Source organism: Fulvimarina pelagi HTCC2506 (assembly GCF_000153705.1).
GTDB classification, from domain to species: domain Bacteria; phylum Pseudomonadota; class Alphaproteobacteria; order Rhizobiales; family Rhizobiaceae; genus Fulvimarina; species Fulvimarina pelagi.
Map to the genome: position 1 here is coordinate 3,538,902 of NZ_DS022272.1, position 18,141 is coordinate 3,557,042.

At 61.9% G+C, this 18,141-nt stretch carries 14 protein-coding genes, 1 tRNA gene and 1 pseudogene; 7 read left to right on the forward strand and 9 right to left on the reverse strand.

Going from position 1 to position 18,141, the window contains the following annotated elements:
- Positions 1 to 16: 16 nt before the first annotated feature.
- From FP2506_RS16400 to FP2506_RS19455, 3 genes are all read right to left on the reverse strand, one after another.
- Positions 17 to 1,270, reverse strand: coding sequence for an aromatic ring-hydroxylating oxygenase subunit alpha (locus FP2506_RS16400; RefSeq protein ID WP_007068715.1), 1,254 nt, complete (start codon positions 1,268 to 1,270; stop codon positions 17 to 19).
- Positions 1,271 to 1,618: 348 nt separating this feature from the next.
- On the reverse strand, positions 1,619 to 2,089 hold the full coding sequence (locus FP2506_RS16410) for a Dps family protein (protein WP_007068717.1): 471 nt from the start codon (positions 2,087 to 2,089) through the stop codon (positions 1,619 to 1,621).
- A gap of 198 nt (positions 2,090 to 2,287) precedes the next feature.
- Positions 2,288 to 3,184 carry a methyltransferase domain-containing protein gene (locus FP2506_RS19455; RefSeq protein ID WP_148227607.1) on the reverse strand — a complete coding sequence of 299 codons (897 nt, stop codon included), beginning with the start codon at positions 3,182 to 3,184 and terminating at the stop codon, positions 2,288 to 2,290.
- 41 nt (positions 3,185 to 3,225) lie between these two features.
- On the opposite strand from FP2506_RS19455, the gene gloB reads away from it, so the two are divergent.
- Both gloB and FP2506_RS16430 read left to right on the forward strand, forming a co-directional pair.
- Positions 3,226 to 3,990, forward strand: a complete 765-nt coding sequence (gloB, locus tag FP2506_RS16425) for a hydroxyacylglutathione hydrolase (RefSeq protein ID WP_007068720.1) — start codon at positions 3,226 to 3,228, stop codon at positions 3,988 to 3,990.
- Between the two features lie 5 nt (positions 3,991 to 3,995).
- Positions 3,996 to 4,445, forward strand: a complete 450-nt coding sequence (locus FP2506_RS16430; RefSeq protein WP_007068721.1) for a cupin domain-containing protein — start codon at positions 3,996 to 3,998, stop codon at positions 4,443 to 4,445.
- Positions 4,446 to 4,517: 72 nt separating this feature from the next.
- Here FP2506_RS16430 and FP2506_RS16435 read toward each other — a convergent pair whose 3' ends face one another.
- A complete protein-coding gene (locus tag FP2506_RS16435; protein WP_007068722.1) occupies positions 4,518 to 5,360 on the reverse strand; it encodes a quinoprotein dehydrogenase-associated SoxYZ-like carrier in 843 nt (280 codons plus the stop codon).
- A 975-nt stretch (positions 5,361 to 6,335) separates the two neighbouring features.
- Here FP2506_RS16435 and FP2506_RS16440 point away from each other — a divergent pair.
- The 4 genes and pseudogenes from FP2506_RS16440 to FP2506_RS16455 all read left to right on the forward strand — a co-directional run bounded on the left by FP2506_RS16440 (position 6,336) and on the right by FP2506_RS16455 (position 10,997).
- Positions 6,336 to 8,237 carry a methanol/ethanol family PQQ-dependent dehydrogenase gene (locus FP2506_RS16440; RefSeq protein WP_007068723.1) on the forward strand — a complete coding sequence of 634 codons (1,902 nt, stop codon included), beginning with the start codon at positions 6,336 to 6,338 and terminating at the stop codon, positions 8,235 to 8,237.
- A gap of 237 nt (positions 8,238 to 8,474) precedes the next feature.
- Positions 8,475 to 9,314: a c-type cytochrome gene (locus FP2506_RS19320; RefSeq protein ID WP_244404224.1), complete on the forward strand. Its 840-nt coding sequence runs from the start codon at positions 8,475 to 8,477 to the stop codon at positions 9,312 to 9,314.
- A 3-nt stretch (positions 9,315 to 9,317) separates the two neighbouring features.
- Positions 9,318 to 10,185: pseudogene (locus FP2506_RS16450) on the forward strand (substrate-binding domain-containing protein); the annotation flags it as partial.
- A 200-nt stretch (positions 10,186 to 10,385) separates the two neighbouring features.
- On the forward strand, positions 10,386 to 10,997 hold the full coding sequence (locus tag FP2506_RS16455; protein ID WP_244404226.1) for a PQQ-dependent catabolism-associated CXXCW motif protein: 612 nt from the start codon (positions 10,386 to 10,388) through the stop codon (positions 10,995 to 10,997).
- Between the two features lie 63 nt (positions 10,998 to 11,060).
- Here FP2506_RS16455 and FP2506_RS16460 read toward each other — a convergent pair whose 3' ends face one another.
- Positions 11,061 to 11,642: a YqaA family protein gene (locus tag FP2506_RS16460; protein WP_040489208.1), complete on the reverse strand. Its 582-nt coding sequence runs from the start codon at positions 11,640 to 11,642 to the stop codon at positions 11,061 to 11,063.
- Positions 11,643 to 11,857: 215 nt separating this feature from the next.
- On the opposite strand from FP2506_RS16460, the gene FP2506_RS16465 reads away from it, so the two are divergent.
- Positions 11,858 to 11,942, forward strand: a tRNA-Leu gene (locus FP2506_RS16465).
- Positions 11,943 to 12,138: 196 nt separating this feature from the next.
- Here the strand turns inward: FP2506_RS16465 and FP2506_RS16470 are convergent.
- The 4 genes from FP2506_RS16470 to argH all read right to left on the reverse strand — a co-directional run bounded on the left by FP2506_RS16470 (position 12,139) and on the right by argH (position 18,130).
- Positions 12,139 to 14,811, reverse strand: coding sequence for a TIGR02302 family protein (locus tag FP2506_RS16470; RefSeq protein ID WP_007068728.1), 2,673 nt, complete (start codon positions 14,809 to 14,811; stop codon positions 12,139 to 12,141).
- A 157-nt stretch (positions 14,812 to 14,968) separates the two neighbouring features.
- Positions 14,969 to 16,237 carry a diaminopimelate decarboxylase gene (gene lysA, locus FP2506_RS16475; protein WP_007068729.1) on the reverse strand — a complete coding sequence of 423 codons (1,269 nt, stop codon included), beginning with the start codon at positions 16,235 to 16,237 and terminating at the stop codon, positions 14,969 to 14,971.
- 66 nt (positions 16,238 to 16,303) lie between these two features.
- Positions 16,304 to 16,609 (reverse strand): hypothetical protein, encoded by a 306-nt coding sequence (locus FP2506_RS16480; RefSeq protein WP_007068730.1) that lies wholly within the window; start codon positions 16,607 to 16,609, stop codon positions 16,304 to 16,306.
- A 120-nt stretch (positions 16,610 to 16,729) separates the two neighbouring features.
- Positions 16,730 to 18,130: an argininosuccinate lyase gene (gene argH / locus FP2506_RS16485; RefSeq protein WP_040490170.1), complete on the reverse strand. Its 1,401-nt coding sequence runs from the start codon at positions 18,128 to 18,130 to the stop codon at positions 16,730 to 16,732.
- Between the last annotated feature and the right edge of the window lie 11 nt (positions 18,131 to 18,141).

Sequence of the window (18,141 nt, forward strand, 5' to 3'; positions counted from 1 at the left end):
AGGGGCAGGGCGCCGATCAATAGCCGTGGGCATTCATCCGTTCGACATACCAGGTGGAAAAGTCGTCGAGGGCACCTTCGGTGAACTTGGAATAGGGCCCTGGACGATAGCCGACCGAGTGCGCGCCGGCATGGGCCCTTGCGACGAGGGCGGCGTCCTGTGCGTTCGTCGCCTTCCAGACCGAGGTGAGGTGTTCAAGGTCGTAGTCGACGCTCTCGACCGCGTCCTTGTGGACGAGCCATTTGGTACGAACCAGTGTCTGGTCTGCCGACAGCGGAAAGATCGTGAAGATCACCGCATGGTCGGCCATGACGTGGTTCCACGAATTGTTGCCCCACAGATGAATGTCGCCGGTGTCCTTCCGGGTCATCGTGCCAAGCAGTTTTTTGGAAGCGGCGAGGGCATCGGGCGTTTGTGATTCGCCGGCGCCGGCGATGATCAGCCGCTGGGTGCGGAAGTTGGTCTCCTTGCCGACGGTATGCTCTATCGCGCGGGAAGGGTAGCCATCTCTTTCCCACGCATTCGTGCGCTCCTCGTACATCTTGCCGTGCGTGGCCGCTTCCTCGCGGTCCTCGTCCGACAACTGATCAGGATCGAAGCCGAAGTCGAGATCGATGAAGGAGACGCAGAGCTCGGGATGGTTCGAGGCGCAGTGATAGCACTCCCGATTGTTTTCCATCGTCAGCTTCCAGTTGCCCTCCTCTACGAGCTCGCTTTCATAGGCGACCTTCGTGTTCGCAAGGTCGTAGGGCGCGAGGCGCGGCGCCATGATCTCCGCGAGCGTCTCGATGTCGGATGGCGCTTCGTCTGCCAGGCAGACATAGAGGATGCCGCCGATCGAGCGCATGTTGACCGGACGGAGATGGTGCAGGTCGTAGCGGAAGTCCTTGCCCATGTGCGGGGCTTCGATCAGTTCGCCGTCGAGCTCATAGATCCACTGATGATAGGGGCAGACGAGCTTGCCGATGGTCGAGTGCCCGGCATCGACGAGCTTGGCGCCCCGATGGCTGCAGACATTGTGGAAGGCGCGCACCGTGCCCGCGTCGTCGCGTAAGATGACGATCGAAGACCGGCCGATATCGACACCGTAAACGTCGCCTTCCTCCGGCACGTCCGCCTCGACCGCGACCGCGATCCAGTGGCGGTGGAAGATGACGTCGAGATCGGCTTCGTATGCCTCGGGCCGCGTATAGAGCCCCGCAGGCAGGGAGTGGCCCGTCTGGCGCGCACGAAGGAGGGCGGAGACTTCATCCTTGGGGGATTGCAGCATGACGGAACCTGGAATTCGGAGGTGAGGCGGGCCTTGGCTCGGCGCCCATTATCGTCGCTCATGGCGGTTGATTCAACGTCAGAAATTCTGGCGCCGGCCTGAAGCTGACGTCGTGGATGCTGCGCGCTGCGTAAGCTCATGCCCGAGGTCGTCCGGCGGGAAGCAGGTTCCCGGTTCTGCATTCCTTATCCGCAGATTTTTCAGCTTGGACTCGATATCGATCGAGAGGGATCGACCATCGGCCGAAACGAAAAGGCCGCCGGTGCGTCCAAGCACCAACGGCTTATTTCCATCTCGAGGGAGGCGAGCCCATATGCTGCCGACCTCCGCGCTGCCTTGCAGGCAAACCTATTTCAGGTGCGCGCGCAGCATCCAGGCGAACTTGTCGTGAACTTCGATGCGGTTGGTGGCCATGTCGTTGGTCGCCCAGTCGCCATGTTGCTCGGCGACTTCCGCAAGTGCCGACAGGGTGGACGAAAGTGTCTCCTCGTCCTTCATCAGAATCTCGATCATCGTCTTCGCATCTATGTGACCGTCATGCTCTTCGATCACGGAGCGCTTGAGGAAAACCGAATAGCGGCCCTCGGCATGAGCGTCGAATGCCTTAATTCGCTCGGCGAGGAAGTCCTGACCCTCGAAGTGATCCTCGTAGATCTTCTGGAACAATTCGTGCAGCGGGCCGAAGGCCATGCCGGTGACGTTCCAGTGGAAGTTCTGTGCCTTCATCGTGACGACCGCCGTCTCGGCAAGAGACTGGGTCAGCCCCTCGACGATCTCCTCCTTGGCGTTCGGTTCCATCTTCGCAGCGACGAGACCCATGGCGATTGCTCCTTCGAAAGTTTGGAATCGTTCTAAACAACTCGCTCAGATCTAATCTGAAGCGCCCGAAATTTCAAGTGCCGATCGCGCTTCGGGGCACGGCGACACCGGACCTTAAAGACCGCCAACAGTGGTCTGTTCATGCGGAAATAAGCCGGCCGCTCGTCGACGATCTCAAAGGCTAAAAGGAAGTTGGGTCTACAAGCACGGTTGGCGAGCACGGGCTCCCGCACCCGCTCCGGCCGGGACGAGGACCGGCTTGGATATCCGTTTGCGTGCCATCTCGCGCGTCGTCACCGGCACGCCGCGATAAAGTTGCTTCACCGCATCGACGACGACCACGCCCGCGAAAACGGGCCAGGCACGGCGGCCGAAGCGTTCGAGTGGCAGGCTGGCGGACAGCAGCGAGCGCTTGCGGAAGGGCGGAAAGAACAGGGCTTCGGAAAACGTCGCCGGTGTGAACATCGTTGCGCGCAGGAGCCGCTGAAGCTGGCCGCGAGACCACGGCCGCCCAGAGCCGAAGGGCGTATGCTCGAAGCGCGCCCAGACCCCGCGCCGGTTCGGCACGACGATCACCAGGCGCCCGCCTGGAGCGAGAATGCGCCAGATGTCCTCGAGGAACGCCTCCGGGCTTTCGGCGAATTCGAGCGCATGAGACACCAGGACTCTGTCGATCGAGGCGTCGCCGAGCGGCAGGTTCTCCGGGCCAACGAGTGCTGTGCGCGAAGGCCCGCCGTGGGGCCAGCAGGCGGCACCCTGCGGTGCCGGCATGAAGGCGAGCGCTCGCTCTGCATCGCCGGCAAAGCGATCGAGATAGGGCGTCCCATAACCGATCGAGACGAGGCGCTCGTCCGATATCGGCTTCCAGAGCGGCGCCAGCGAGAGCCCGATCGCCCGGGCTGCCTGAATCCCGAGTGGGCTGTGATAAAAGTCACGCAGGTCGATGATGTCGGCGTTCGTCGTCAGACCCTGAAGCCCTCCCGGCGCGTTTGCGGTCCTTTGAGGATATAGGCTGGCGTCGGGCTCCGCTGCAACGCGTGGGGGCGGAATAGCCGGGCGGAAGCGCCAAGGCTTGGCGCGTTCACTCCCGCGCATATGTGCTTTCTTGCGAGAGGATAGCATCGGGAGACGCAGAGATGGCAGAGATCGAAATCCGACAGTTCGGATGCCGCAGCGACAATTTCGGTGTGCTTGTCCATCGCGGCGACACGACGATCGCGATCGATGCGCCGGAGGAACGTCCGATCCTCGACGCGCTCTCGGCATCGGGCTGGACTTTGACGCATATCCTGACGACGCATCATCATGCCGACCACGTTGCTGCGAACGAAGCGCTGAAGGATCGGTTCGGCGTGAAGATCATCGGGCCGAAGGGGGAGGCTTCCAACATCCCCGGCATCGACGAGACCGCCGAAGGCGGCGATACGCTCGATGTCGGCGGCATCGAGGTGCGGGTGATCGCGACGCCGGGCCATACGCTCGGCGAGATTTCCTACTATCTGCCCGAAGCCAAGGCGCTGTTCGCCGCCGACGCCCTCTTTTCGCTCGGCTGCGGACGGCTGTTCGAGGGCGATCCGGCGATGATGTGGACTTCGCTGAAGCGGCTGCGCGACCTTCCTGACGATACGATGCTCTATTGCGGGCACGAATACACAGCGACGAACGCTCGATGCGCGCTCGATCTCGACCCGAACAACCTTCTGGTTCAGGAGCGGGCAAGCGAGGTCGAGCATCTGCGCGCAGCCGGCAAACCGACGATCCCTGTCGAACTCGGCCGCGAGAAGAAGACGAACCCGTTCCTCAGGGCGGATGATCCCGAGTTTCAGACCGCCGTCGGCATGGCGGGCGCCGATCCGGTGGAGGTTTTCGCCCACGCCCGCAAGACCCGAGACGGATACTGAACGTCATGCGGGGTGAGGTTCAGGCGATCATCGAGACGCTCGCTATGGAGCGCCATCCCGAAGGCGGTTGGTTCCGCGAGATTTTTCGCGACGAGAACGCGGACGAGGCGGGCCGGGCACGCTCGACCGCGATCTACTATCTGCTCGAGGCCGGCGAAACCTCTGAGTGGCACCGCGTTACCGATGCGGCCGAGGTATGGCATTTCTATCGCGGCACACCGCTCGTCCTGACGGTCTCGCCGGACGGTCACGATGCCTATGCGCACTATCTCGGGCCCGAAATCGAAAGAAATCAGCGGCCGCAACTCGTCGTTCCGACGAACTGGTGGCAGACGGCGACCAGCCTCGGTGCCTACACCCTGGTCGGGTGCACTGTCGCACCGGGTTTCACCTTCGACAGTTTTGAGATGGCACCGAAAGATTGGCGTCCGACCCCGCGCAGCCCCTCCGCCTGATGCATGCACCAAAAACGCGGATCGCTTGAGCGACCCGCGTCCCGGTTCCATCCATGATGAGTGACTTGAAGGTCAGGCCGGCGTCACCGGGAAGGATTTTTCGAAGACGTTGCCCTCGGTATCCGTCGCCTTGACCTCGAACGGCTCTTCCGTCTCGCCGGTATAGGTGAAGCGGAAGTTCGGATCCTCTGAAATCGAGATGCCGCCGGTCATCGAGAACAGCTTCTCCCCGCCGCGCGACACATCGATCGTATCGACGAAGTGAGCCGGGATGTAGAGGAGCGTCACCTGGTCCTTCTGAAGCCCTGAATTGTTGGGATGTCGGATCTGGAGTTGGGCTTCGCGTTTGCCCGCGGAGCCCTCGACCTCGCCGAAGGAGCGCAGTTTCATCTGGCCCATCTGGCGAGCCGCTACTTCGGGATCCTTGGCCGCCGGCGCCGCGCAGCCACCCGCCGCCTTGACGAAAGTCTCGGTGACGAAGAGGTTGCCCTCGGCGTCCTCGGCGACGACATGAACATCCGTGTAGGCGTTGACGCGAACGCGGGTCGAGAGTTCGGTGAGCCCTGCACCCTCGGCGATCTCGAAAGTCGCAGCGACCGGCGCAGGGTTCTCGTCGATCACCAGGGTGACCTTCCGGATATTCTTGCTCGGATCAAGCCCGATCGTCATCGGCACGACGGCCGGGTCTGCAGCCCGGCCCGGCGCGTCCAGCGTGACGACGCTGGTGCCGGCCTGCAATTCCTTGTCGCCGAAGAGATCGCTCTTCAGGTAGCTCCAGGCCGAGTCCGTATTCTCGGCCGTCTGTTCGGGTGTTTGAGCGCTCTCAGCGAGGGCGGCGACGGGTGCGAGCGCGAGAGAGGCTGCGACGATCCCGGCCGAGGTCAGGCCGAAGAGACTGGAATTGCGAAGAAGCATGCGGGTTTCCTCCCATTGAGGTCGGGGTGCCCACAGCCGCGCGGATGGTCTCGCGGGGCGGAGCATCATGCGTGACGATTTTCCGCATTGTGACGTAGCGGTTGCCCGCCGGCAAGGGCGGTCACTTTCATACTCCCGTGACGGGGGTGCGGGTCGGGCGTCCGCTCCTTGAGACTCAAGTTCGCCAGAGGCACTGATCTTCGCGTGTATGCGTCGCATTTCGGGTAGTGCGAACGTCTCCCCATTGCGCCGGACCAAGGGCCTCATACGCTTAGCGGCCTTCCAAGCGCTGCAATGCTTCAGTTCTGTGGACGAAGGCGCAGAAGAATGAGCATATTCGCTTCGTTAATCATGGCCAAAAGATGCGGCGTTTTGCCCGGCTGTTGCCCATCTTCGCACCTGCAACAAATCGCGTGCCGCGTTCGGCGTTCAATTTTCCCAGATCAGAAGGATATTCGACCAAAGTCTAGAGCGACAAAAGTGACCATCTCAGTCGGCGACTATAACTCCGCCCGACTCCAACCGATTTCCAGATTATTCACTGAAGTAGACTTTGCGTCGGCTGCGACAAAAGCAACGTTTCTGCTCGAAAATGTAACGCAACCCAGTTTCATTTGTCAGCCCACATGAGACCTGCGAAAAGGCAGTCTTGTTGCAATGCACAAAAGGTATTGCTGCGCTGCGGCAGGAAAAAGTCCCGTTTTTCGCTTGCATCGCCGGATTTCCGCCTCTAGCATTGCCGCCATGGTTTCCGGCTTCAAAAGTTGCAGCGTGTTGGGAGCACAGCAATTTTTCGAAGGCCTCGGTAGGGTAAATGATCAACGGTGCCCACCAAGACCCCTATTGGTGGTCGTGACACGCTGCCGGAAACCGTCCCCTTTCATCGCCGGCTTCGGTCGGGTGGACCTTGTCGGATAATAATCCGCCATGTCGCTCGATTTTATCTGGCAACCCGTTCCTTTGGGAGGACATTTAATGCTCAAAACTTTCACGAAAGCTGCCCTTGCTTCGAGCCTGATCCTGGCTGCCGGCGGATACGCCAGCGCTAGCGACGCTCTGCAGGAAGCAGCGAGCAATCCGGCGCAGTGGGCGATGCCGACGGGCAATTACGCCAATCAGCGCTATTCCGAACTCGACATGATCAACAAAGAGAATGTCGGCGACATGGTTCCGGCTTGGTCGTTCTCGACCGGCGTTCTTCGCGGCCATGAGGGCAATCCGCTCGTCATCGGCAACGTAATGTACGTTCATACGCCGTTCCCGAACATTGTCTACGCGCTCGACTTGACGCAGGACGGCCGCATCATCTGGAAGCACGAGCCGAAGCAGGACCCGAACGTGATTCCGGTCATGTGCTGCGACACGGTCAACCGTGGTGTTGCCTACGCGCCGGCTGAGGGTGAAAACCCGGCGATGGTGATCCTGCATCAGGCCGACACCAACGTCACGGCGCTCAACGCCGAGACGGGCGAGCAGATCTGGCAGACCCAGAATGGCGATCCGTCCAAGGGCGAGACCGGTACGGCCGCTCCAATGGTCTTCAAAGACAAGGTCCTGATCGGTATCTCGGGCGGTGAGTTCGGCGTTCGTGGCTCGGTCACGGCCTACAACCTCTCCGACGGCAGCCAGGCATGGCGCGCCTATTCCACCGGTCCGGATGACGAAATGCTCGTCGATCCGGAAAACACGATGGCTCTCGGCAAGCCGGTCGGCGAGAATTCCTCGATCGAGACCTGGGAAGGCGATCAGTGGCAGATCGGCGGCGGCACCACCTGGGGCTGGTTCGCTTACGATCCGGAACTGAACCTCGTCTACTACGGAACGGGTAACCCGTCGACGTGGAACCCGGCTCAGCGTCCAGGCGACAATAAGTGGTCGATGACGATCATGGCTCGTGATGCCGACAGCGGCATGGCGAAGTGGCTCTATCAGATGACCCCGCACGATGAGTGGGACTTCGACGGCGTCAACGAGATGATCCTCGCGGACATCGATGTGGACGGCGAAGAGCGCAAGGCTCTGGTCCACTTCGATCGTAACGGCTTCGCCTACACCATGGACCGCGAAACCGGCGAGCTTCTCGTCGCCGAGAAGTACGACCCGGTCGTGAACTGGGCGACGGAAGTCGTCATGGATCCGGAGTCGGACCAGTATGGTCGTCCGCAGGTTGTGTCCGAGTACTCGACCGAGCAGAACGGCGAAGACGTGAACACCACCGGCATCTGCCCGGCGGCGCTCGGCACGAAGGACCAGCAGCCCGCGGCGTTCTCGCCGAAGACCGGTCTGTTCTACGTCCCGACCAACCACGTCTGCATGGACTACGAGCCGTTCCGCGTCGCCTATACGGCCGGTCAGCCTTACGTCGGTGCAACGCTCTCGATGTATCCGGCTCCGGACAGCCACGGTGGCATGGGCAACTTCATTGCCTGGGACGCCGGTAAGGGTGAGATCGTCTGGTCAGTTCCCGAGCAGTTCTCTGTCTGGTCGGGTGCTCTGGCCACGGCTGGTGACATCGTCTTCTACGGTACGTTGGAAGGCTACCTGAAGGCGGTCGATGTCGAGAACGGCGAAGAGCTCTACAGCTACAAGACCCCGTCGGGCATCATCGGCAACGTGATGACCTACGAGCAGGAAGGCAAACAGTATGTCGGTATCCTCTCGGGTATCGGCGGCTGGGCTGGTATTGGCCTCGCAGCGGGTCTTACCGATCCGAACGCTGGCCTCGGCGCCGTCGGTGGTTACGCCGCGCTGTCGAACTACACTGCTCTCGGCGGTCAGCTGACGGTCTTCACGGTTCCGGACCAGACGGCTTCGGCCTCGTCCTCTTCGGAAGGTTCTTCGGAGCCGGCAGCCGAAGGCGAGCAGCAGGCCAACTAAGGTCCATCCGATCCGGAGATACGGTGCCCGCTCTCAAGGCGGGCACCAATGCGATCCGGACGTCTTTGGAAAGGCCGCGTTCCGATGGGGCGCGGCCTTTCTTCCAGATGCACGGGAATTCATCCCGACTTTACGGAATGTGACCGAGGCATGCTGGCCTCGAACAAAAACAGCCCAATTCTTTCACGACAACCAAGATCGATCGCGTTCGTGTATCGCGTAACTATCGAGGAAACGATGACCCATAGAACTCTGACCGGTCTTGCCGGTGCGCTTCTCCTGTCCACCGCGGGCTATGCTTTCGCCCAAGGCACGACCGTCATTCCTGCAGGCCAGTCTGCGCCCGATATGCAGGTAGCCCAGGCTGATTCCGGCGCGGCTGCGCAGAACCAGGGCGGCGCTGCCGCTGCTGCCGCAACCTCCGAAGGCGAGCAGCCGGCTGCGGCCGAGGCTGAGGCTGAGGCTGAAGCTTCCACCGAAGGCGACGGCGAGGCTGCCGGAAGCGAGGAACAGGCTTCCGAAAGCGGTGAGGCCGCAGGCGGTGGCGGCGAAGGCGAGATGCAAGCCGGCCTTGAGGTCGATTCCACCCCCTCCGCCGACACAAAAGCTGGAGGCAATGCTGTTGCCGAGACGAAGCCTGCAGATGCGGACCAGACGCCTGGCCTTGCACTGGACCCTGCCGGTAGCCCTGTCTATGCCCTCGCTGACGATTCGGCCGACTGGTATACGTGGCGTGGTTACAAGAAGTACGGAGCGAACTGCCTGCAGTGTCACGGACCTGACGGGATGGGTTCTTCCTTTGCTCCGAACCTCGCTGAATCGGTGCAGAACCTGAGCTACTATGACTTCGCGGGTATCATCGTATCTGGTCAACAGAACCAGTGGAGCTCCTCCGGAAACTCCATCATGCCGGCTTGGGGCGAAGACCCCAACGTGATGTGCTCGCTCGATGCCATCTACGTCTATCTCCGCGGCCGTACCGATGGTGTCGTCGGACGTGGAGAACCGAAGCGTCCGGAAAAAACCGAACTGACCGACGCTGCGCAGCAGCACGAATACGACTGCCTGGGCTTCTGATCGATGAGCTTTTGCTCGACAATCAAGCGGGCATGCGCGGGCGTCTTGACGCTCGCGCTTCCCATTCTCCTGTTCGCGGGCGGGACCCACGCACAGGACCGCGAGTTCGGCGGTGAAATCGAACTTGTCGATCCGGACGTACTTCGCGTGTGCGCGGATCCGGCGAACATGCCGTTCTCTAACGAAAATGAAGAGGGCTTCGAACAGGAACTCGCGGAATTTCTTGCCGGCAAACTCGGTCGCGAGTCGGTCTCCTATACCTATTTCCCGCAGGCCACCGGCTTCGTGCGGATGACGCTCGGCTCCAATCTCTGCGATATCATCATGAGCTACCCGCAGGGCGACGAGATGGTGCAGAACACCAACGCCTACTATCGGACGGCCTATTCGATCATCGTTCCTTCTGATGGCGAACTCGCCGGAATCGAGAAGCTGGAAGATCCCGAACTTGAGGGCAAGCGAGTCGGCATCGTCGCGGGAACGCCTCCTGCCACTTATCTGGCGCGAGCGGGCCTCATCGGTTTGGCAAAGCCCTATCAGCTTGTCGTCGACACCCGCGTGAACAACTCGGCAAAGGCGATGATCGAAGATCTCGAGGCCGGCGAAATCGACGCTGCGGTCCTGTGGGGACCGATGGCCGGCTGGTACGCTAAACAGTCTGAGAAAGACTACACCGTCATACCGCTCGTCAACGAGCCGCCAGGCCCTGCGATGGCCTACCGTATCACCATGGGCGTTCGCGCGGCCGATCAGCAATGGAAGCGCACGCTGAACGTCGCCATCCGTGATTATCAGGACGAGATCAACGAGATACTCCTCTCCTACGGCGTTCCCCTTCTGACCGAGGACGATCAGCCCATCACGTCCTCCGCGGTGGGAGAGGGCGCCTCCGGGTCCGCTTCTGAAGTCGATGGTCAATCTGCTGTCGATACCGACAGGAACAGCGCAGATCAGGCAGCGCCGGCCGCCGAAACGACCAGATCGTCAGATGCAGATGGCGAAACTGACGCCAGCGAGAGCTCCAGTTCTGGCGCAGCATCAGACTGATTGAGGGAACGCCCGGCGGTCGAAGTGACAACAGCGTATTCCTCAAAGCTGGTCGTCCCATTTCTTGTGGCTTTCCTCGCCGCCGGCGCCCACGTGGCCCACGGCGCATCTCCGGCGGTCGTGGATGAGAGCGCTGAGCTTTCCGTCGACACGGTCATCGAACCGGACGGCTACAAGATGTCGGACTATCGCTCCCCGGTTCCATCCGCGCTGGCAGGCGGTACCGTGATCGATACGGAGGAAGCAAGGAGGCTGCACGAGGCGGGCGTGCCGTTCATCGATGTCCTACCCCGCCCACCCAAGCCGAAGGGTCTGCCGGAGGGCATTTATTGGCGGCCCAAACCGCGCAAGGACATTCCTGGCTCGGTCTGGCTCGTCGATACAGGATACGGCGAGTTGACGCCGATGATGAAGAAATATCTCCTGAACGGCCTCGACTCAGCGGTCGCCGGCGATCGATCAAAGCCGATCGTTGTCTATTGCGATCGCGACTGCTGGATGAGCTACAATGCCGCCAAACGCGCGATCGAGAACGGTTTCACCAGCATCCACTGGTACCCGGACGGCGTCCAAGGCTGGGAAGAGGCCGGTTATCCTCTGGAGCGCACCGAGCCTTTAGACCGCCCGGACGAATAGGCGGGCCTGTTTCGGCTTACCCAAGGGTCGCGTGGACGTCTACTCTCGATCTGTGTTTCCTGATCACACGAGATAGCGCAGCGCGACGAAGCCGCCGATCAGGAAGATCATGAACAAAGTGAAGAGAAGGCCCAGCCGCTTCTCGATGAAAACCTGAATCGGCGCGCCGTATCTATAGAGAAGCCAGGCGACGAGGAAGAACCGTGCGCCGCGTCCGATGATCGAGACGACAGTGAAGACGACGACGTTGAGAGCCGTTACGCCCGAGAAGATCGTCAGGACCTTGTAGGGAAACGGGGTGAGGGCGGCAAAAAGCACGGCCCACCCACCCCATTCGTTGTATCGGACGGTGAGCGACTCGAACGAGTCAGCCTTGCCGTACACTTCGAGGATCGGGCGGCCGATGACCTCAAAGAAGAAATAGCCGATGGCGTAGCCTAGAAAGGCGCCCAGAACGCTGGTGACGGTGCAGATTGCAGCGATCCGCACCCACTTCGCCCGGTTGGCGATCACCATCGGGATCAGCAGCGCGTCGGGTGGGATCGGGAAGACGGAGCTTTCTATGAAGGACACCGCTCCCAAGGCTCGCTCGGCATGGCGCGTAGCGGCAAGTGACATTACCCAGTCATAGAGGCGTCGCAGCATGAATGTCCTCAGAGGCGCTCGGCTGCCACGGAATGTTGCAGAGAAGTTGGCGGCATCCAGTGTTTCGTAGGGCCGTATGCTTTCCCGACGCCTAACGGAGAATGGGCGCGGATGAAAGATGCAAGTGCATCACGCGCTCGGCGGCCGATCGTGTTGACCCATGGAGACGCTGCGGTGTAGAAGCAGCGACTACCGGCAGTCAAACTGCCTGGGGCGCCCCTGTGGTGGAATTGGTAGACGCGCGCGACTCAAAATCGCGTTCCGAAAGGAGTGCTGGTTCGATCCCGGCCAGGGGCACCATTCCCATTCAATCTCGAGTTTTCTGTTTTCATCTTTTCGCGCCGAAGGTGCGAAGCACTCGCTGCTCGACGGGAGTTCTGCGCGAATGGTGATGATTCTGCTCCGGCGCCGAGCCTAGCGGCGCACTCAGTCCGTGACGCGATGTGAGGTGCGCACTCTCTAGGGAAGAGGCCTATCCAGGATCGGCCGTTTCGCCTCAAGGTGTTTCCAGAAGCCTTTCTAGGTAACGCCGTTCGAGCTCCGGCGAGAGCTGGTCGCCGAGGCGATCGCGAATCTCTTCCAGAATTTCTCGCGCCCTTTCGGCGTCGATCTCGTCGGGCACGCCGACATCCTGACCGAACTGAGGCCCTTGTGTCTGCCGTTGGCGGCCAAGCGGATCGCGCCCGCTCTGCTGTTGTTGCTGACCCTGCATGCCCGGCCCGTCGCGGCCGCCCGGACCGTCGCCGGGCTGGCCTTCCCCTTGCGCCTGCTGCATCTGGTTCATCATGTCCTGGGCGCCACGACGCATCGCCTCCATCGCGCGGCCCTGCTCGCCGACAGCGCGGCCGTCATTTCCCTCGCCGAGTGCGCCTTCTGCCTCGCCCATCGCCTCTCCGGCCTCGCCGAGATCATCGGAGGGTTCGAGGCCCTGCTGGCCGAGTTCTTCCTGGAGCTGTTCGAGCTGCTCCTGCAAGGCGCCTTGGCGCTGCTGCAACTGCTCCATCATCTCGGCGAATTCTTCGGGCGTCATCTGTTCGCCCTGTTGCTGCTCGCCGCCCTGCTGAGGCTGGCCGTTCTCGCGCGGTTCGCCTGGCATGCGCTGCTGGTTTTGCTGCTGTTGCTGGCGATACTGCCGGCGGCCGAGATCGTAGGTCTCGTCCATCAATCGCTGCTGCTCCTGAAGGAGCTCGCCCATCCGGTTCATCTGCTCCTGCATCTGGCTCTGGCCCTGCTGCTGTTGCTGCTGGCCGGGGCGCATCGCCTGGAGCGAATCCATCATCTGCTGGAGTTCCGAGAGCAGCTGCTGCGCGGCATCCTTTGAGCCGGACTTCGCCAGGTCCTCGATCTGGTCGAGCATACGATCCAGGTCCTGCTGGCGCAGCTCCTGCATATTGCCCATCTGCTGCTGGTTCTGTGGCGGCTGGTTCTGCATGGCACGGGCATATTCCTGCAGATATTCCTGCATCGCCTCGCGCAATTCCTGCATCAGCTGGTCGATCTCTTCATCGGACGCGCCGTTCTCCAGTGCCTCGGCCAGCTGTTCGCGAGCATCTCGCAGCCGTTGTTCTGCGAGCGAGAGATTTCCGTCCTCGATCCCGAGGGCGATTTCCCAGAGAAAGTCCACCGCGCTGATCAGGCCCTCGTCGTTATAGGCTGCCGCGATGCGAGATCGCGCGGCTTGGAGAGCGAGATAATCGGCTGTGCTTTCGATGAAGGTGTCGCCATGGAGGGTCACCGCGTCGAGCAGTTCCAGAACGCGCGGCACGGAATTGGCGTCGAGCGCCAGAATGCGTCGCTGCTCGACCACAGCCCGGGCAAGCGGATTACTGAACCGCCGCTCTGGCAGCGTCATAGTCACGGTCTCTGACTGGCCGGTTTGACCGGCGGCGTCGGTGGCGGTCAGTGTGAGTTCCACGTCGGCGCCTGCATAAGGGCTTTCGAGGAGATTGGCGGATGTCCGCGCTTCTGAGCCGTTCTGGCTGCGGCGCGGGAGAGCCAGCCGGATCTCCGGCGGCTCGACGAGCGGTCGGGCATCGCTCGAAATCTGCTCGTCGACGACCGCGATCTCCGCCTTCGCCGACTTGACGCCGTAATCGTCCTCGACCCGATAGGCGAGCTCCAGGCCTCCACCACGCTCGGCTTCCGCAGGCGGCGACGTGAACTCGATCTTTGGGTTTTCGTCGGGCGTCACCTCGATCGCCCAGTCGCCATAAGTCAGAAGCGTCGAGGATAGGCTCGCCGTGCCGCTTTCGGTGAGCGCGAGTTCGTAGGAGGCGGGACCAGAGGGTGCGGTGTTGTTGGCGGCGCTGTTTTCCTCAGCCGCCGCTTCGGTGGCTTCGCCTTCTGCCGTCTGCTGCCGTCCGCCCTTTTCGCTCGGTAGAACGCGCATCACCTCCGCCTCGTCGCGGGTCGGTGAGAACGAGAATTCGATGCCGCTCGCATCGGAGACGCGCACCGAAAGGGCCGAGCCCTCCGGCACGGTAATCGGGCCGTCCACCGCTTCGCCTTCGACGCTCGGACCGGCGAGGAAGATCGGCGCCCGGCCGGTATAGGTCGGCGGCGTGACCCATGCGTCGACACGGCGTTCGGCGATCTGGATCGTTTCGCGTGGAATGACGAATGCGTCGGCGATCCGCCCCCCGTTCGGACCCAGCGAATAGGCAAAAGCGGTGACGAAGAGGAGGAGAATGACGGCGCGCAGGCCGTAAGGGTCGAGGCGCTCTGTCTGGGTCCGGACCGGTCCACCCGAAAGGTGTCGGAGCTTCTCGGCCATCCGCTTCTTGTGCTCGCGCCAAAGCGCAAGAGCGAACGGATCGGACGTCGCCGAGAGCGTATCGCCCTGGGCGCGCAGCGGCTGGTGCGTCAGTCGGCTCGAAGCTTCGATCCGCGCATCGGTCTCCGCGCTGGTCGGCCAGTGGATCCCGCGATTGCGATAGATCGCGTAGCCGGCGACCGTGACGAGGGCGAGGAGGACGACTGCTCTCAGAAGGAACGGCATAGCTCCGAACGCGCCGAACCAGGCGAGCACTAGGAACAGTGCCAGGATGCAGCTGAGGGACAGCAGCAATGGCCAACCGCGCTCGACGATGAGTGCGGTCTTTGCCAGCTTCCGGGTCGTTGCGATCTTGACTGCCCAGCCCTCCGGGCGCTCGCGCCTTCTGTCGGTCATGATGCCTCAAACCTGATCAAGCTGTCCTTTTATCAGCTTTTGAGAAGGATGCGAGGCGCTTGACGGGACTGTGAAGCCAATCAAGGGAGGGCATACCGTCCCATGTCTTGGTTGAGCGGGCTCCAGTTTTGATTTGTCGGCTCCCGGATAGGCGGCTTCAAGCGTCCAGCCACTCGGGGATATGATCGAGTCCGATGAGTTCGTCGATCGTCTGCCTTTCCCGAATGACGGCGTATTCTCCGCCCTTCACCAGGGTTTCGGCGATCAGTGGGCGAGAATTGTAGGTCGAGGACTGAACCGCACCATAAGCTCCGGCCGAGGAGAGGAAAACGAGGTCGCCTTCCGCGACCTCCACAATCTCGCGATCCTTTCCGAGAAAATCGCCACTTTCGCAAATCGGACCGACGATATCGGCGGTGATCGTTTTCCTGTTCGCCGCCCGCTCGACCGGCTGGATCTCGTGCCAGGCCTCGTAGAGTGTCGGACGAATGAGATCGTTCATCGCGGCGTCGACGATGACGAAGGTCTTCCCCTCGTCCTTCTTCACGTAGAGCACACGGGCAACCAGAATTCCGGCATTGGCGACGATCATCCGGCCGGGCTCGAAGACGATCTTCGCGCCGAGATCGCGCACGTGTCGCTTGACGATCTCGGCATAGGCATGCGGCTCGGGGGGCGTCGCATCAGCGTTCTTGTAGGGAACACCGAGACCGCCGCCGAGGTCGATATGGCTGATCTCGTGTCCGGCTGCACGCAGCCGATGGACAAGGGTCGCCAGCCGGTCGAAGGCCTCGTCGAACGGCTTCAGGTCGATGATCTGCGAGCCGATATGCATGTCGATCCCGGTAACCTCGACGCCCGGCAACTCGCGGGCACGCGCGTAGATCGACTCGGCTCGGTCGTAGGCGATGCCGAACTTGTCGGACTTGCGGCCGGTCGAGATCTTGGCATGGGTTTTCGCGTCGACATCCGGATTTATGCGGAAGGAGACATGGGCGGTAAGTCCGGCATCCACCGCGCGGGCCGAAATCAGTTCAAGTTCGTTTTCCGACTCGATGTTGAAGCAGAAGATGCCTGAGGCGATCGCCATGTCGATCTCTGCGATCGTCTTGCCGACGCCCGAAAACATGATTTTCTTCGGATCGATTCCCACCCGAAGCGCTCTCAGCAGTTCGCCGCCCGAGACCACGTCCGCACCAGCGCCGCGGTCCGCAAGAGTCTTCAGCACCGCTTGGTTTGAATTCGCCTTCATGGCATAGCAGACCATCGCGTCGATATCTGCAAATGCGCTGGAAAAGACGTCGTAATGCCGGAGCAAAGTCGCCGTCGAATAGCAGTAGAACGGCGTGCCGATGTCTTTGGCAATCGTCGTGACGGGGACATCCTCGGCGTGGAGAAGCCCGTCCTTGAATTCGAAATGGTTCATGGTGACGCCATCTGCCCGGTTCGGTCGGGCTTTCAACCGGTCGTGAGGTCCGTTGGACCGAAGCGGTTAATTGAGCAGCGGATCGAGGAAGAACGATCTGTCCGCCGCACCCGGCGTCCGAGAGACCTCGGCGGCGCCGATCTGATCGTCGTCATCCGTGCCGCTCGTGGCGATCCTCGGCCCCAACAGGGCATCGTCGTCACGGCTGCCACCGATGATGTCCGTATCGCCGCCGCGTTCGGGCTCGGCGAAACCGGCGGGGGCATTGTCAGTGCCGGGGGCCCGCGGCAAGTTCTTGACGCCGCAGCCGGCAAGAAGCAAAGCGGTCATCGGCGCCGCGACGATCAGCGTCCGAAGAAATCCGTTGCTCATTCTCATCTCCCAAATTCGAACCCGGCGGAAACCACAATCGTATTGGCGTTCTAACGCGGGCAGCGGCGAAAATCATCGGGTTCCCGGCAACACTCGCCGTGCGATTATCGCCCTAAGGGCCTATCTGTTGAGTTCCAATTTGTCCCGCCAGACCGCGATAGCGGCGCGGACATTATCCGGCGCGGTGCCGCCATAGCTCGTTCGGCTGGCCACGGAGGCTTCGACCGTGAGAACCGAGTAAACGCCTTCCGTGACTGCCGGATTGAGCGCCTTCAGGTCATCGAGCGGCAGGTCGGCGAGGCCGATGCCCCGGTCCTCGGCCATTGCCACTGCCCGCCCTGTGACATGATGGGACTCGCGGAACGGCAGGCCCGCCTCACGCACGAGCCAGTCGGCAAGGTCGGTCGCGGTCGAAAATCCGTGGCCGGCGGCCGCGCGCATCGCCTCCCGATTGACGACGAGATCGCGGATCATTCCGGTGGAGGCGGCAAGTGCAAGTTGCAGGGAGTCGATCGCATCGAAAACCTGCTGTTTGTCCTCCTGCATGTCCTTCGAATAGGTCAGCGGCAGGCCTTTCATCACCGTCAGCAAAGAGATCAGCGCCCCATTGATGCGCCCAGGCTTGGCGCGCACCAGTTCGGCGGCGTCCGGGTTCTTCTTCTGTGGCATGATGGACGAGCCGGTCGAGAAGGCGTCCGACAGCTTGACGAAGCCGAACTGCGGCGTCGACCAGATGACGATCTCCTCGGCAAGCCGCGACAGATGCGTCGCGCAGATCGCCGCGAACGAAAGAAAGTCCAGCGCGAAGTCCCGGTCCGAGACCGTATCGAGAGAATTGCGGGTCGGTTCGCGAAAGCCGAGAGCCTTGGCCGTCTGGTGCCGGTCGATCGGAAAGCCCGTGCCGGCGAGGGCGGCGGTTCCGAGCGGGCACTCGTCCATCCGCTCGATCGCGTCGCGGCAACGCGAGAGATCGCGTGCGGCCATCTCGGCGTAGGCGAGGCAGTGGTGGCCGTAGGTGACCGGCTGAGCGACCTGAAGATGGGTGAATCCGGGCATCACCGTGTCGGCATGGTCTTCCGCCTTGTCGAGGAGCGCCGCGATGAAGTCCTGGAGCCCCGCTTCGAATCGTTGAAGCGCAGACTTGACGTGAAGCCGGAAATCGAGTGCCACCTGATCGTTGCGCGAACGCGCCGTGTGGAGCCGCCCGGCGGCCGGGCCGATCAGCTCGGCGAGCCGAGCTTCGATGTTCATGTGGATGTCCTCGCGCTGGCGCGAGAAGGTGAAGTTCCCGGCCGCGATCTCGCCGCGTATCGTATCCAGCCCGGCGATGATCGAATCCCGATCTTCCGCGGTGATCACGCCCGTGTCGGCGAGCATCGTCGCATGGGCTTTCGAACCTGCGATATCTTCCTCATATAGACGCTTGTCGAAATCGATGGAGGCGTTGATCTCCTCCATGATGGCATCGGGACCGGAGGCGAATCGGCCGCCCCACATTTCGTTGCTTGTCGTCTGGCTCATCGCGTGCGCTT